The sequence below is a fragment of the Acinetobacter tibetensis genome (assembly GCF_023824315.1).
Classification (GTDB): Bacteria; Pseudomonadota; Gammaproteobacteria; order Pseudomonadales; family Moraxellaceae; genus Acinetobacter; species Acinetobacter tibetensis.
Genome location: NZ_CP098732.1, coordinates 824333 through 840130 on the forward strand (window position 1 = coordinate 824333; position 15798 = coordinate 840130).

At 40.3% G+C, this 15798-nt stretch carries 14 protein-coding genes and 8 tRNA genes; 17 read left to right on the forward strand and 5 right to left on the reverse strand.

The window, feature by feature from the left end; translation table 11 throughout:
• Positions 1 to 12: 12 nt before the first annotated feature.
• Both M5E07_RS03900 and M5E07_RS03905 read right to left on the reverse strand, forming a co-directional pair.
• On the reverse strand, positions 13 to 1110 hold the full coding sequence (locus tag M5E07_RS03900; RefSeq protein WP_252222168.1) for an efflux RND transporter periplasmic adaptor subunit: 1098 nt from the start codon (positions 1108 to 1110) through the stop codon (positions 13 to 15).
• A gap of 27 nt (positions 1111 to 1137) precedes the next feature.
• Positions 1138 to 1779 (reverse strand): hypothetical protein, encoded by a 642-nt coding sequence (locus M5E07_RS03905; RefSeq protein WP_252222170.1) that lies wholly within the window; start codon positions 1777 to 1779, stop codon positions 1138 to 1140.
• A 283-nt stretch (positions 1780 to 2062) separates the two neighbouring features.
• Here M5E07_RS03905 and pilG point away from each other — a divergent pair, with 283 nt between their 5' ends.
• The 6 genes from pilG to M5E07_RS03935 all read left to right on the forward strand — a co-directional run bounded on the left by pilG (position 2063) and on the right by M5E07_RS03935 (position 10605).
• Complete coding sequence (gene pilG, locus M5E07_RS03910) at positions 2063 to 2446, forward strand: twitching motility response regulator PilG (protein ID WP_116760298.1); 384 nt, start codon at positions 2063 to 2065, stop codon at positions 2444 to 2446.
• A gap of 20 nt (positions 2447 to 2466) precedes the next feature.
• Positions 2467 to 2835, forward strand: a complete 369-nt coding sequence (locus M5E07_RS03915) for a response regulator (protein WP_116760300.1) — start codon at positions 2467 to 2469, stop codon at positions 2833 to 2835.
• A 3-nt stretch (positions 2836 to 2838) separates the two neighbouring features.
• Complete coding sequence (locus M5E07_RS03920; protein ID WP_116760302.1) at positions 2839 to 3375, forward strand: chemotaxis protein CheW; 537 nt, start codon at positions 2839 to 2841, stop codon at positions 3373 to 3375.
• Between the two features lie 48 nt (positions 3376 to 3423).
• A complete protein-coding gene (locus tag M5E07_RS03925; protein WP_252222172.1) occupies positions 3424 to 5496 on the forward strand; it encodes a methyl-accepting chemotaxis protein in 2073 nt (690 codons plus the stop codon).
• 158 nt (positions 5497 to 5654) lie between these two features.
• Positions 5655 to 10139, forward strand: a complete 4485-nt coding sequence (locus M5E07_RS03930) for a hybrid sensor histidine kinase/response regulator (protein ID WP_252222174.1) — start codon at positions 5655 to 5657, stop codon at positions 10137 to 10139.
• 4 nt (positions 10140 to 10143) lie between these two features.
• Entirely contained in the window at positions 10144 to 10605 is a 462-nt protein-coding gene (locus tag M5E07_RS03935; RefSeq protein WP_116760308.1) for a hypothetical protein, read from the forward strand.
• A gap of 64 nt (positions 10606 to 10669) precedes the next feature.
• On the opposite strand, the gene dapE is transcribed toward M5E07_RS03935, so the two are convergent.
• The 3 genes from dapE to M5E07_RS03950 form a co-directional block, all read right to left on the reverse strand.
• The gene (dapE, locus tag M5E07_RS03940; protein ID WP_252222179.1) at positions 10670 to 11803 is read right to left on the reverse strand and encodes a succinyl-diaminopimelate desuccinylase; all 1134 of its coding nucleotides are present in this window, start codon (positions 11801 to 11803) and stop codon (positions 10670 to 10672) included.
• Between the two features lie 115 nt (positions 11804 to 11918).
• Positions 11919 to 12059 carry an entericidin A/B family lipoprotein gene (locus tag M5E07_RS03945; RefSeq protein WP_016167063.1) on the reverse strand — a complete coding sequence of 47 codons (141 nt, stop codon included), beginning with the start codon at positions 12057 to 12059 and terminating at the stop codon, positions 11919 to 11921.
• A 115-nt stretch (positions 12060 to 12174) separates the two neighbouring features.
• Entirely contained in the window at positions 12175 to 13053 is an 879-nt protein-coding gene (locus M5E07_RS03950) for a DUF1853 family protein (protein ID WP_252222182.1), read from the reverse strand.
• A 96-nt stretch (positions 13054 to 13149) separates the two neighbouring features.
• On the opposite strand from M5E07_RS03950, the gene M5E07_RS03955 reads away from it, so the two are divergent.
• The 11 genes from M5E07_RS03955 (at position 13150) to M5E07_RS04005 (ending at position 15797) form a co-directional block, all read left to right on the forward strand.
• Positions 13150 to 13524 (forward strand): YbaN family protein, encoded by a 375-nt coding sequence (locus M5E07_RS03955; RefSeq protein WP_116760314.1) that lies wholly within the window; start codon positions 13150 to 13152, stop codon positions 13522 to 13524.
• A 41-nt stretch (positions 13525 to 13565) separates the two neighbouring features.
• Entirely contained in the window at positions 13566 to 14072 is a 507-nt protein-coding gene (gene elsL / locus M5E07_RS03960) for a cell wall-recycling L,D-carboxypeptidase ElsL (RefSeq protein ID WP_252222186.1), read from the forward strand.
• 226 nt (positions 14073 to 14298) lie between these two features.
• A tRNA-Val gene (locus tag M5E07_RS03965) sits at positions 14299 to 14374 on the forward strand.
• A 23-nt stretch (positions 14375 to 14397) separates the two neighbouring features.
• A tRNA-Asp gene (locus M5E07_RS03970) sits at positions 14398 to 14474 on the forward strand.
• A 50-nt stretch (positions 14475 to 14524) separates the two neighbouring features.
• Positions 14525 to 14601 (forward strand) — tRNA-Asp (locus M5E07_RS03975).
• A 21-nt stretch (positions 14602 to 14622) separates the two neighbouring features.
• Positions 14623 to 14698 (forward strand) — tRNA-Val (locus tag M5E07_RS03980).
• A gap of 13 nt (positions 14699 to 14711) precedes the next feature.
• Positions 14712 to 14788 (forward strand) — tRNA-Asp (locus M5E07_RS03985).
• A 100-nt stretch (positions 14789 to 14888) separates the two neighbouring features.
• Positions 14889 to 14964: transfer RNA gene (locus tag M5E07_RS03990), tRNA-Val, on the forward strand.
• Between the two features lie 44 nt (positions 14965 to 15008).
• A tRNA-Asp gene (locus tag M5E07_RS03995) sits at positions 15009 to 15085 on the forward strand.
• A 94-nt stretch (positions 15086 to 15179) separates the two neighbouring features.
• Positions 15180 to 15255, forward strand: a tRNA-Val gene (locus tag M5E07_RS04000).
• A gap of 80 nt (positions 15256 to 15335) precedes the next feature.
• Complete coding sequence (locus M5E07_RS04005) at positions 15336 to 15797, forward strand: DUF2750 domain-containing protein (RefSeq protein ID WP_252222189.1); 462 nt, start codon at positions 15336 to 15338, stop codon at positions 15795 to 15797.
• The last annotated feature ends 1 nt before the right edge of the window (position 15798 follow it).

Consider the following 15798-nt stretch of genomic DNA (forward strand, 5'->3'; position numbering starts at 1 on the left):
GAGACCCTAAACTTATTTAGTTCGCTGAATCGTAACGGTTTTATGAAGATCATCATCGTTGAACTTTACACGGCTAATTTGATCGCCATTGGTCAGTCCAGAGACAACAGCCATATTTTCGCTATAGCGTTGTTCAAGTATTTGTATAGGAGCGCGTTCAATTTTTTGTTGACGGATAACCCAGACATAAGGCTTTTGTTCAAGGTTTTGAATCGTATCTAAGGGAATTAATTGTCCCGATGCAGAAGGTACTGCCAGAATATTACCTTCGACAAATGCGCCTATACTTAATGGATTAAGCACTGAATTGGGTGTGGCATAAAATTCAATTTGACGACTGTTTAAATCCGCCAATGGTGAGATGCGACTGAGTGTTGCGGTCAGTGTTTCAGGACTTCCTTGTATGCGGTATTCAATTTTTTGCCCAGCTTTTAAAGCACTGCGCTGATCACTTGGTAAACGTGCTTGAAGTTCTAACCGTGTTGGATCAATGATTTCAAATAAGGTTTGACCCGCAGCAACGGTTTGACCGGGTTCAACCTGACGCTTGGTCACAACGCCTGTTATTGGGCTACGTAAAGTCCCATCTTGTTCAGCTTTCAGTGCAATATCAACAGTCGCTTGTTGCGCGTTGGCATTTTCTAATTGCGCTTGATAGTCTACCTGACTTTGTTCAAATTCAACTCTGGAAATAAAGCCCTGATCAAGTAACCGTTGCTTACGTTTCATCATATTCTGAGCAAGGTTGGCTTGTGCTTTAGCCGCAGCTAAATTCGCTTTCGCTTGAGCTAGACGAGCTTCATTATCTTGATTGTTGAGCTGGATTAAGATTTGTCCTTGCTGTACAGCATCTCCAATATCTGCACGCACAGAAGTTGCAGTTGCTGTCACTTGAGATTGCAGGCTGCTTTGATTCACGGCGCGAATACTGCCCGTAAATGAAGTTTTTTCTACAGACTGACCAAAATTAAGCGCAACTAAATCTTGCTGAATCAGCTCAATCTTCTTATTTTCACTGGGGGGAAGAGTTTCAGGTTGTTTTTGACAAGCTGCGAGTAAAAGACAAATCGTGAGAGCGGATGTTTTAAATAAACGGAGTACATACTGCATCAAAAAAGTCCTTACTACATTGCAGAATTAGTTTTCCATGGCTTTTAAGCGCGCAATGATATTCGCGTATTCAGCTTGCGTATTGCGATAGTTGGTTTGTAACGTCTGAATTTGCTCTTTTTTATTGCTGATATTGGTCGCATTATTGCTGAGATTGCTTTTTAAAATCGCTGGAACAGGATCACCTTTACGTAAATATTCCATTTCTTGTCGTTTAAATAAAATACGATCACTTTGTAATTGTTTGAGCTGGTCTTGTTGGAAGCGGATCTGCTTTTTGAGATAGGCTAAGGCATCATCACGTTTTTGGGTTGCAACTTGGCTGTTGGTATAGGCACGTTTTAAACGTAAATCAGCTTCACGCTGTTTAGCCTGAGCAGCACGTTGAGGTGCTTTTTTTTCTTCGGTTTCTGCATTATAGGGGCGATTACGTTTAATCACCTGCATATTGCGGTCGAGTGCTTCATAGCCATAGCGAATATGATTGGGGGTTACATTGGTGCTAATATTCGCCACACCTTTGCTATCATAGTAACGATACCAAACAGCCTTTACGCCTTCAGCAAAAGTAAATGCAGATTGGAGGAGCAATAGGCTAATCAGCAATACTTTAAATGCGATTTCCTTTTCTGCAATGAAAGCAAGTTTTCGACTAAACTGACTTTTCATTGAATCCCCCACAAAAGTTAAAGTTGACTAAATTACTTATTTTTAAGTAATAAAAAAGTTATATTAGAACTAATCTAGAGAAGAAAAAACCTTTATTCATCAAAAAAAATATTGGGGTGAATTAAAATGTGAAATTGTTTGTGAAATTGGGTGAAAATGTCGACTTAGTTTGAAACTGTTCATTGAAAATACAAGTAAATATATGTTAAAAATGTTAGCAACTTGTAATAAAATTTTTATATACCAAATGTATGTACATTCTAAAAATGGGACGGGTCATTAAATGGACGATAAATTTCAAAATCTAAAAGTCATGGTAATTGATGATTCAAAAACCATTCGTCGTACAGCCGAAACATTATTACAACGTGAAGGTTGTGATGTGGTCACCGCAGTAGATGGCTTTGAAGCTTTATCAAAAATTGCTGAAGCAAATCCAGATATTGTTTTTGTCGATATCATGATGCCGCGTCTAGATGGCTATCAAACTTGTGCACTGATTAAAAACTCACAAAATTATCAAAATATTCCTGTCATTATGTTATCGAGTAAAGATGGCTTATTTGATCAGGCTAAAGGACGTGTTGTCGGTTCTGATGAATATTTAACAAAACCATTCAGTAAAGATGAACTTTTAAACGCAATTCGTAATCACGTAACAGCATAAGTTTTGTATTGGGGAAGAGCATGGCTCGTATTTTGATTGTAGATGATTCGCCTACAGAAACATTCCGTTTCAGAGAGATATTAGGCAAGCACGGATTTGAAGTCATTGAAGCTTCAAATGGTGCAGATGGGGTAACAATGGCACAAGCAGAGCTTCCTGATTTGGTGCTTATGGATGTAGTGATGCCTGGTGTGAATGGTTTTCAGGCAACACGTCAAATTGCGCGTGGTGAAACAACCAAACACATTCCAGTTGTGATTGTGAGTACCAAAGATCAAGCAACTGACCGTGTTTGGGGTAAACGTCAGGGGGCATGTGATTACTTAACCAAGCCAATTGATGAACAGCAATTGATCGACACCATTAAGCAGCACCTCAACGCAGGATAAACTATGGCAGCGAACGGATTTATCGAATTACTTCGCCTAGCGAAACGTGGGAATAAAAACTACGTTTCGACTGAGAATGAAGTAAACCGATGGTCAGGGATTGCATTTGAAATGATGGGGCAATATTTCGTTGCCCCTCTAGGTGAGGTTTCGGAAGTTATTTATCCACCAAAATATACGCCTGTTCCAAATACTCAGTCTTGGGTGATGGGGCTAGCGAATATTCGTGGACGACTGCTTTCTGTTGCAGATTTGCCACACTATATTTCTGGACATCGAAGCCAATATTCACCGACACAAAAAGTCTTATGTATCAGTCATCATGATCATTATGTCGGATTAGTCGTCGATCAGGTTTTGGGCATTCAACACTTCAATAAGAAAAGTTTCTTTTCTAAACATAAAGATTTAGATAGTAATTTACAAGAATATTGCCAAGGGTATTTTCATCAACATAACCAACAATGGCATGTTTTCTTATTTAGTCGTTTATTGCAAAATCCAAAATATATGAACGCATCTATAAAACTTATAAATTAATATAGTCCCACTCATTAAGAATGAAGGCAAAATTCGGGGAGAAGCTGCATGGGCTTTAAGCTAAAAAAGAAAAATGCAGGTGAAAGTACCAACCGTTCAGGTGGTAATGCTTTAGTAGCAAAATTTCAATCACAGACGGAACAGTTTTCACGTGTATTCGGTGACAGTGAAAAGTCCAAACCATTAATTTTGGGTGCAGCATTTTGTATCATCTTGGCCCTATTCCTTCTGTTATATCTATTCTATAGCGTACCGCGTAATAATGAATTTACGCGTAGTTTGGGTGACTTACGTTTATTATCTCAAACGATTTCACGCCAAGCGACAGAAGCAACTGCTTCAGGTACGCCAGAAGCGATTAAAAAATTGACAGATTCGCAAAAGACGTTCGCTGAAAACCTTGAAACAGTGAATGATATTCATGCGAGTACTCCAGCACTACGTGAAGTAGATGCACAATGGAAAAAAGTTTCTGACAATATTGATTTAATTGCTTCACAACAAAAAATCATTAATCAGTTATATGACACTAACATTGCGATCAGTGAAAGTATTCCAGGTATTCAGGCTGAATATAACTTGATGGTTGACCAAATGGCACGTCAAAATATGCCAAGTAGTCAGGTTGTTATTGCGAAAAACCAGGTGTTTATTGCAGAACGTATTTTACGTTCGATTAACTCGGTATTAACAGGTACGACTAACTCAAGTGCATCAGCAGATGACTTTAGTGCAGATACTGAAACGTTTGGTTCGTATTTGAATGCACAAATTAATGGTAGTGCAGAACTGGGTGTACAACAGATTGCAGAACCTGCTTTACGTGAATCTTTAGATGGGATTAAAGCGGAATATGATGAAGTATTAAAATCTGCGGCAGCAACAGTTTTAAAGAACTCCACGCAAATTGTAAAAGTACGTCAAGCTTCTTCTTCAATTTTTGAACAATCAGATGCATTGTTAACAAACTTAAACAAGCTATCTGGTGGTACAGGCTGGTCAATTGCAATTCCTGCCTTGGGTCTAATTCTGGCACTGATTGGCTTCTTATTCTGCGTATTTAAATTACTGGTACTTCGTGGTGAAGCCGATAAGGTTCGTGTATCACGTTTACAAGAAGAATATGACCGTAACCAGAATGCGATTTTACGTTTACTTGATGAAATTGCCGACTTAGCAGATGGTGACTTACGTTCATATGCAACGGTATCTGAAGATTTTACAGGCGCAATTGCCGACTCGATTAACTTCGCGATCGACCAATTACGTGAGTTAGTTTCGCGTATTACTGAAACTTCAGCAGAGGTTGCACACTATACGCAAAATACTCAGGTCATTACTAACCAGCTAGCCGAAGCTTCTGAGCATCAGGCACAAGAAATTGCAGGTGCCTCTGCCGCAATTAATGAAATGGCAATGTCAATTGACCAAGTATCTGCCAACGCTTCTGAATCGGCTACGGTAGCAGAACGTTCAGTACAGATTGCAACCAATGGTGCAGAAGTCGTAAACCGTTCAATCGAAGGTATGGATATCATTCGTGAGCAGATTCAAGAAACATCAAAACGTATTAAGCGTTTGGGTGAGTCATCTCAAGAGATTGGTAACATTGTTGCCCTGATTAACGATATTGCAGACCAAACAAACATCTTGGCATTAAACGCAGCCATTCAGGCATCTATGGCGGGTGAAGCTGGTCGTGGTTTCGCGGTTGTAGCCGATGAAGTACAGCGTCTTGCGGAACGTTCTGCCTCTGCAACCAAGCAGATTGAAACACTGGTAAAAACCATTCAAACAGATACCAACGAAGCCGTTATTTCAATGGAGCAAACCACTTCGGAAGTTGTCCGTGGTGCGAACTTGTCTAAAGATGCGGGTGTTGCACTGGATGAGATTCAAAACGTATCGGGTAACTTGGCAAAACTGATTGCGAGCATTTCGGATGCAGCAAAACTGCAATCGGCATCAGCGGGTCATATTGCAACCACGATGAACGTTGTACAAGAAATTACGTCACAGACCACAACAGCGACTTTCGATACAGCACGTTCGGTTTCTGAACTTGCCAATATGGCAGAATCTCTGCGTGAATCTGTAACGGACTTCAAACTACCTGAATAAGTTAGCTATTCAAAGGGTATTCCGATCTGACACAGGTCGGAATACTTATCTAGTTTTAAGCATCGAACCGCTGTACTTCTAGAACAAAGTTCGGCGTGATGATTACACTCAGGTTTTAGCGCCTTTTATGGTGGCGAGAAACGTAAGAAGCCAAAGCTATGAAAGAAATATTAAAAAATTTAGTCGATACGACAACGCTTCCAGAAGATAGTTATCTTGAACAAGATGCTGAAATTCTAGAGATCTTTGTAGAAGAAATTGAAGAAATTTTTGAAGAATTAGATACTGTTTTTGAGCAGTGGTTAGCAAATCCTTCTGATCAGGATACTTTAACGACCATTCGACGCCATTTTCACACTTTGAAAGGCTCGGGTCGTATGGTGGGGGCAAAGTCTGCTGGTGAAGTGGCTTGGGCTGTCGAAGATACTTTAAATCGTGTTATTTTTGGTTCTGTTCCTTTAGAGCTTAAGATCCAGAAATTTGCAGAAATGGTTTATCGTGTTTTTCAGTTCAAGCTTTATCCGCAGTTTAAATCGGTCAAACCGATAGAAATTGATTTAAGACCTTTGGTTCTATTGGGGCAAGAGCTACAACAAGGTCGATCAATTGAGCCTGCACTTGAAGAGTTATTATCTTTAGCGGATCGACTCAGATCTTCGGATGATTTGACTGGACTGGAATTGGGTGCTTCTCAAGCAGATATTGCCTTGGTGGAAGAAGAGCTATCTACCGAATCTAGCGATTTGCAAGAAGAGACTACTTCAATTTTCATTGAAGAAGCGGAAGAACATCTTGCAACGATTGATCACTTCTTGAAACAAGAAGCTGGCGAAGTGCCTGATTATAATGGGTTGATTCGTGCCTTGCATACTTTGCGAGGTAGTTCATCTATGGCGCACATCCAGCAAATTTTTGATGCCAGTTCAAAAGTTGAGAATTTATTTAAGACGCTTTTACAAGAAGAGATTGTTTCAACTTCAAATGAAACAGTATTACTCATTCAGTATGCAGAATTTATGCGAGACTTTTTGCATATTCTACGTCAGGGTAAAGTCGAAAATTTAAGTCAAGTTGATCAAACTTTTAATCAAGCATGGGAAAATTACGGCTTTAATCAAGAAGAGTTTGAATCTAGTGCAAATCCACAAGGTTTAGTATCACAATTAATTGAATTGGATATTGATCTGTTATTGGATGCAGAGCTCGAATTTGAAAAACGGATTAAAAATGAATTTCCTACTTATGTCGAGCACTTAAGTCAAAAAGCAAATTTACTCGCGGAGCATACCAATAATCGTGCTTCACAGGGGATTCATGATTTTATTCAGATTTTAGATAAATGTTATCAAACGCTTTTAGCTAAACCGACATTACTCAATATTGACTATGCTTATGAGTTATTTGCTCAGGCGCATCAAGAATTTATCTATCTGTTTGATACTTTAGCTGCGGGGCAGCGCATAAGTTTATCTGCACCAGCAGAGCAAGTGCTTCAAAACTTAACGGCATTTGTACAGCAAGATCTGGAGATTTTTGATCCAGTTGAAGAAAACCTATCTGTAGAAAATACTTCTGAGCTTGAAGCAGATTTAACAACCGAATCTGGTCATCAGGTCGCTGCCGTTAACTTTGCGACTTTGTCAAAACGCTTGCACAGTGATGCGAAATTAGTGGATGTCGATGAAGCCAATCGACAATTTGATGAAGACCTGTTGGATATCTTCCTCGAAGAAGCTGATGAGTTGCTGATGGGGATGGATCAGGATGTTCATACATGGAGCAGTGATCAATCTAATACGGCGGCATTGAATAATTTAATGCGCTATTTGCATACCCTAAAGGGTGGTGCAAACATGATTCAAGCGACGCATATTGGTTTAATTGCACATGAATTAGAAACCATTTATGAGCGTATTATTAATCAGCAAATTCAAGCATCTCCTGCTTTGATTCAGATTGTTCGTTTGGTTCAAGACAACATTGCCGATCGTATTCAAACGATTCGAGAAGAAAAAGTTGATTATCCAGCTCCAGAAGCGATTGATATTTTAAATAATATTCAAGCTTTGGTTGCGGGATCTGTGGTATCTACAGCTACAGAGGTGGTTGCAGAACAAAAACTGCCTGCTGTTGAGCAGGTGGTTGCATATGAAGCTACGACCATTGAACCGCCAGTTGTACAGCCTGTGCACGCGGAAGTCAGTCCATTTGAAGAAGAACCTGAAACTTCCGATTGGGTTGAACCAGTATCACAATCGAACATTGTTGAGCCATCACTTCAAGTTGAATCTTTAGTACTTGATGAGAGTGTACGCTCAATTGTTGAAGAAACTTTCTACGAAGAAGCCGCAGAAATTTTCGATACCATGGAAAAGTTACTGCGGAATTGGTCCGAGCAGCGTAGTGATCGTAGTTTATTGCTTCAATTGCAACGTGCAGCACATAGCCTTAAAGGTGGTGCGCGCATGGCTGAAATTGAGCCAGTAGGGGCTATTGCATATCGTTTAGAAAGTGCTTTTGAACAGTTTGCAGTTCATCACTTCAATTCAAATGTTTATGATCCATTACTACAAACCACGATTACATGGTTAAGACATGCAATTTTTGACCATGATTATACTAATTTCGATAGTTTAAAAGCGGGCTTGGAAGCAATTGAATATGCAGATGTCACTGTTCAATTGCCAAGCCGTAATAACTCTAGCTACACGCAGATTACTGCGCCAAGCTTTGAATTTATTCAAGGGGATGGAGCAGAACCACCTGCAATGATGGGCGAGTGGGAAAGCTTTGGAGCCAATGATCAATCAAATGAGATGATTCGAATTTCAGCTGATTTGATTGAGAAGATGATTGATTTGTCGGGCGAAAATTCGATTAACCGTTCACGTATTGAAATGGACCTTGGTCAATTAGGCAATACATTGAATGAAATGGAATTGGCGATTAAGCGTCTTGCAGACCAGTTACGTCGAATGGAAGGTGAATTAGAGTCACAAATTATTGCCAAACATGGCAGTGAAGTTGGTCGATATGCTGACTTTGACCCATTAGAAATGGACCAATATTCATCGTTAAATCAGTTGTCTAAATCCTTGGCGGAATCTGCTTCGGACTTGGTCGATTTCAAGAGTACTTTGGCTGAAAAAATTCGTGATACGGAAGGTTTATTATTACAACAATCTCGTATTCAGGCCGAAATTCAAGAAGGCTTAATGCGAACACGCTTGGTGCCTTTCTCGCGTTTATTACCTCGTTTGCAACGTATTGTGCGCCAGACAGCTTCAACGCTAAACCGACCTGCTGAGTTAATTGTCAACAATACTGAAGGGGAACTGGATCGTACTATTCTTGAGCGTTTAGTGACCCCGCTTGAGCATATGTTACGAAATGCTGTCGACCATGGTATTGAAGACCCTGCACAGCGTCAGTCGGCAAACAAGCCTGAAATTGGAAAAATTGAACTCAATATTAGCCGTCAAGGCACAGATGTTGTAGTCGAATTCCATGATGATGGTAAAGGGATTGATGTAAATCGAATCAAAGAAAAAGCGATGTCTTTAGGTTTGATGAAAGCTGATCAATTACTTGAAAAAGAAGAGATTCTACAGTTTATTTTCCATCCAGGTTTCAGTACAGCGCAGCAGATTACCCAAATTTCTGGACGTGGTGTTGGTTTGGATGTCGTGCAAAGCTCGATTAAAGCGTTGGGTGGTCATGTCACTGTAGACTCAACACTTGGAAAAGGAACAAGTTTTAGTATCCGCGTTCCAACCACTGTGGCTGTAAGTGACGCCTTAATGGTGAAATCTGGCGATCAGCAATTCGCACTTCCTTTGGCGCACATTGAGCGTATTGTTCGAATTGCACCAGCAACTTTGGAAACTTACTTTAATAGTAAAGAAGATTATTTCAAGATTGATAACCAAAGCTATAAGTTACGTTATATTTCGGAATTTGTTTCCAGTCAGCCTTTACCGCGCTTAAGCAGTATTGCTCATTCGTTGCCTGTGCTGTTAATTAAGGGCAATAGTGGTCAAACCATTGCCTTATTGGTTGATCAGTTGATTGGATCACGTGCACAAATTGTGGTGAAACCAATCGGTCAGCAATTTGCTGCAATTGGTGCAATTACTGGTGCAACCATTCTGGGTGATGGTCAGGTGTGTTTGATTCTGGATGGTCAAAATATTGCCCGTCAAGTGCAAACGACACAACGTGTGAAACATGGACATGACCAACGTGATTCATACCGTTACAGTGATACACGTCGTTTAATTATGATTGTGGATGACTCGGTTACAGTACGTAAAGTGACCTCACGCTTGTTAGAACGACAAGGTTATGATGTGGTCACTGCAAAAGATGGTGTTGATGCTATAGAGCAGTTAGAAAACGTCAAACCAGATTTAATGCTACTGGACATTGAAATGCCACGTATGGATGGATTTGAAGTGACGAACTTGGTTCGCCATCATGAAGTTCATAAGCAATTGCCAATTATCATGATTACATCACGTACAGGTGAAAAGCATCGTGAACGCGCATTTAGTTTGGGTGTAACTCATTATATGGGCAAACCATTCCAAGAGTCTGAATTGTTGAATAACATTGAAAGTCTTTTGACTGTGAAACAGGGGTAATTTGATGAGTGAGAAAATCGCGAATAAATCGGTTTTAGACCAAATTAGTCAGCAAGAGTTACATCATCTTATTACAGTTTCTACTGGATTTATTGATGCTTACATCATTCAGTGCTATGGCAAAGTGGCAATGTTATTGCCACAAAATATTGTGCTTTCTGCGTTGGATAGCCAGACACACGTTTCTTCAGTGGAATGGCATGATGTCAAATTACCTGTTTATGCAGTGAATGATCCTGCAAAAGAAACAGGTGTTGCATTGGTGATTGAAGGTGATGAAGTCGATCAGCGTTTTGCCTTGATGTGTAATGAAATGCCGAAATCTGTGCGTGTTCGTATTTCTGAGGTGGTTGACGAAGAAATGACAGTCACTGATCCAATGGTGTTTCAGTACGTGAGAATGGGTGAGCAAACTTTTCAAGTGCCTAATGTTGTACAGATTCAAACCAGTTTAGGCATCAATTAGTCAAGCTTCAATAAAAAAACCCATGTTCAACATGGGTTTTTTATTGTTTGATTGATCCGAAATTTTAAGTCAATAAACCTTCCAGAATTTGTTCATAAATTTCAGCTAAAGGCTCTAAATCGGCCACATTTACGTGCTCATCAATTTGATGGATGCTGGCATTGAGTACCCCAAGTTCAAGTACTTGAGCGCCTGTAGGAGCAATGAAACGACCGTCCGATGTACCACCACTCGTAGATAATTCAGTTTCACGACCAGTCACATTACGAATTGCATTTTGAGCTGCACTAACCAACTCGCCCACTGGAGTGAGGAATGGTAAACCTGAATGTGTCCATTGAATTTCGTACGTCAAACCATGACGATCTAAAATTTCTAACACACGTGTTTTCAACTCTTCTGCTGTGACTTCTGTAGAATAACGGAAGTTAAATGTCACAGTCATCGTACCAGGAACGACATTGGTTGCACCTGTACCTGCTTGAATATTGGAAACTTGGAACGAAGTTGCAGGGAAGTACTCATTCCCATGATCCCAAACGGTATCGCACAGTTCAGCAACGGCTTTAGAAGCCATGTGAATTGGATTAATCGCAAGATGAGGATAAGCTACGTGACCTTGCTTACCTTTGACTGTGAGTACCGCATTTAATGAACCACGACGGCCATTTTTTACGATGTCACCTAAATGATGCGTACTTGATGGCTCACCCACAAGGCACCAAGTCATTTTTTCTTGGCGAGCCTCTAGGGTTTCAATAACTTTGACGGTTCCATTAATCGCAGGACCTTCTTCATCAGAGGTGATTAAAAATGCGATTGAGCCTTTGTGATTTGGGTGCTTAGCCACAAATCGTTCCGATGCCACCACCATTGCCGCCAATGCAGTTTTCATGTCTGCACTACCACGGCCATAGAGCTTACCATCCCGAATTTCTGGAATAAAAGGCTCTGAGTGCCAAGCATTCAAGTTGCCTGTTGGTACCACATCTGTATGTCCTGCGAAACAAAAAACAGGAGCTTCAGTCCCTTTACGTGCCCAAAGATTATCAACATCATCAAAACGCATAGGTTCAATGTTAAAACCAATTTTTGCTAAACGTTCAGCCATAATGTTCTGACAGTCATGGTCAACAGGTGTAACAGAAGGTTGGCGGAGTAATTGCAGACTAAGTTCGAGTGTTTCAGAGTGATTCATACAGAAAAGCAAATGAAAAATTTGCTGCTATGATAGGCGAATCGAATCAATAAAGGGAGTTTTGATATAAAAAAACCTTATCGTTTTGATAAGGTCTTGATGTTCTTTGGGGGGATTATAATTTGTCTGCACTTTTTTCCGCACTATCTGTAACGACATCCCCAACTTTGGAAACGTCTTTACCTACACCTGCGACGGTATTACAACCTGCCAGAAAAAAAGTGAGTAGTAATGAGATCGCAATTGCTTTTTTCATAGTGTTCTCCAAAACATGAATTATTATCTTGAGCACATATAGATTAAAAAACATTCAGCATAAACAGTACCATGATTTCATTATAAAAAAGTTAAAGAATGTATATGGCGTCATTTTACTGCTGAACGTAATGCTGTAGCAGAGGGCGGTTGCGATACATATAAAAATTTTGTTCCCCATCTTTATCCAAATAACAATACAAACCATCAGTCCAGAGCCGTGGTGTTATGCTGGTTGCAGATGCGTGAGGGCAGAGCCATTCATGTCGCTGTAAACGATAAGGTGATGCAGCGTGAGGAATCACATCATAGCCCCACAAGCCTATTCTACGGTGCTGATTCACCCAATGTGGTATTTGCTGTGTCGTTGCATGTAAAGGAATATACAGTTGACCTTTTAGGATAACGAAGCGTTGTTGTATTACGTAATTAAGTGCTTGATCAAATTGAAACTGCTTTTGGGTAAAATGGTTTAATTTACGTTTTAATGTATCTGTTCGATTGAGCCCATACCAATGCGGAAAAGAAAAATCACATTCTGCCAAATAATATTTTAATGCCACTTCCCAATGTTCAATTTGATTGGTCTGCGTATTCTTAAGTAAAAAATCTAATTCGCCTAAAGTTTTTGGGCCTGCAATTTGTTGGATGCTATGCCCTAAAAGCTCATAAGGGTGATAATTATGATCACGTAACCAAAACCAAATGAACATTTCAAAGCGTAATCCGAGTCGAGTGCTTTTTAATTGATTTAAAAAATCTTCTAATTCGCTCGGATGCTGATCTAAATACTGTAGTCGTGTTTGGTAAAGATGAAAATATTGTGTCCAAATAAGTGCAGTATGCAATTGAAATGATTGTTGGATATTAAATTGATCTGGATAAGCGCTCAGAATATTGGGACTGGCAAGGCTAAAAGCCAATTGCCGCACCAGTGGATTTTTAAAATACAGCCATGGTTCAAAAAGATGGTCTTGTTGTAAGGTCAAAAACATAGTGAAAACCGAAATGGCAGAATAATGTACAGAATTTAAAAAGGATAAAGTGTAAAAACATTTTATACTAGCGCAATTCTGGATTAGGGCTTGAAGATGAATATATTGTTTTGGCGAAGTTTAGTGGTGCTTTTTGTCATCCTTGGCTTTATTGGTGCTGTACTACCAGGTATGCCAACAACAGTATTTTTAATTTTAGCTGCTTGGGCAGCCTCAAAAGGTTGGCCGCAAGTGGATGATTGGTTATTGAATCATCCCAAACATGGCGCAACATTACGTGCTTGGCGTGAAAATGGCACTGTGCCACGCAAAGCCAAATGGATTGCATCGATCATGATGTTGTTTAGTGGTGCGTTGATGCTATTCACAACCGCCCCATTTGCAGTCAAAGTCTTTACTGACTTAACCATGTTGATTGTAGCGATTTGGTTGTGGTTGCGTCCAGAACCAGTTTCGCGTGAAGCACGATAGATGATGCTCATAACAAGTTGCACGTTTTTTAGGACAGTTCAATGCAATATTCATTACAACAAGCAGATATTTTAATAGATTTGGCAGAGCAAACTTTGCAACTGCCAAAGCATAATAAATTTTATGTGATTTCATCGGGTAAAAATGGGATTGGTGAACAAGAAAATAGCGGCAAGACGCCAAGAGGATGGCATCAAGTGGCATTAAAGTTTGGTGAGTTTGCACCAATCAATGCAGTCTTTATCGCACGTAAAGAAACAGGGGAGGTTTATGATCAGGCGCTTGCCACAGAATTTCCAGAACGTGACTGGATCTTGTCACGTATTTTATGGCTTGCTGGTTTAGAGCCACAGTTTAATCAAGGTGAGGGATGCGATACCTTCAATCGTTATATTTATATTCACGGTACACCAGATACCGAACCAATGGGTATTCCAATGTCGCATGGCTGTATCCGCATGCGCAATCAAGATGTGATTGAGCTATTTGAACTGATTCCTGAAAATGCATTGGTCTATATTTCTGAACAAACTTTAAATTTAAGTTAAAACACCAGTATTTTTGTCTATACGTTCAAAATGCTTGAAAATAAAGAGATGGTCGTGTGTGAAAAACAAGCATATTTTCTAAATAACTTGCAGGGTTTGCTTGTTTTTATAGCAAAACACTTATTTTTTAATCACTCAAACATAAAATTATGAAAACAGTGAGAAAAGCGTTTGACACTGGGTCAGGATTCTCTATAATGCACCACACAAACGATGAAGACGTTAAGGGCGCTTAGCTCAGTTGGTAGAGCGTCTGCCTTACAAGCAGAATGTCGGCGGTTCGATCCCGTCAGCGCCCACCAAGCCTTTACGTTAAACTCTCAGTGCAGCGGTAGTTCAGTTGGTTAGAATACCGGCCTGTCACGCCGGGGGTCGCGGGTTCGAGCCCCGTCCGCTGCGCCACTTGATGAGTTTAATAATTGTTTGTACCACAAATGCGATATTGTGTAAGTGCAGCGGTAGTTCAGTTGGTTAGAATATCGGCCTGTCACGCCGAGGGTCGCGGGTTCGAGCCCCGTCCGCTGCGCCATTTACACAAAATAGCTTTTGAGGGCGCTTAGCTCAGTTGGTAGAGCGTCTGCCTTACAAGCAGAATGTCGGCGGTTCGATCCCGTCAGCGCCCACCATAATCTTTGCGATGCAGCGGTAGTTCAGTTGGTTAGAATATCGGCCTGTCACGCCGAGGGTCGCGGGTTCGAGCCCCGTCCGCTGCGCCATTTCAAAGAAGTTTTACAGTCTGACAAGCTGTGTTTTAAAAGATAAGCTTTGTTGTTTATCTTGCATCATAAAAATAGTGATGCTATTTTTAATGCCTTAGGGCGCTTAGCTCAGTTGGTAGAGCGTCTGCCTTACAAGCAGAATGTCGGCGGTTCGATCCCGTCAGCGCCCACCATAATTTTGACAGATTATGGATTTTGGTTTTAAGAATTCCGTGTTGCAGCGGTAGTTCAGTTGGTTAGAATATCGGCCTGTCACGCCGAGGGTCGCGGGTTCGAGCCCCGTCCGCTGCGCCATTTTAATATCTTATTACCCTGAATAAGATGTTTAATCCAGATAAAGCTCCTTTATCTAGATATGATAAAAATAGATCTCTATTTTTATTCTTCAGGGCGCTTAGCTCAGTTGGTAGAGCGTCTGCCTTACAAGCAGAATGTCGGCGGTTCGATCCCGTCAGCGCCCACCATATATCTCCTTCATATTGTTTAAACTCAGTCTTTTATATAGAATTTATTATTCAATAATAATTCAATATATATCATTGATATGAGAAACCCTTATCAGCGTAAAGCTGCATCTAAAAGTCATAATTCTAGCCCGAGTGCGCAGAATATCTATCGGCAATTTATTGAAAATATGGTTGCTCAAGGATCTGTGAGTGCTTTATATCAGGATGGTTGGGCATTATGCGCAACCCCGACAGGGCAACGTGCATTTGCAATCTGGCAAAATAAAAATTTAGCTAAATTGTTTATTAGGGACAATTGGGCAGATTATCAATTGAAAGAGATCAGCCTCAAAGATTTGGTAGAAAAACTGATCCCCTATCTAAGAAAGGAACATACCACTATTTCTTTGGACTTAACGCCTGAGGGGCAAAATATCTTGGTTGCACCAGAAAAACTATTATTAGATTTAAAAAACTATTTATACCAAGTGTACATGCAAAAACCTGAGTTATTTCAGGACATGAAGCTTCCTTTACCTCGTCATATTCGTCTGAATTAAT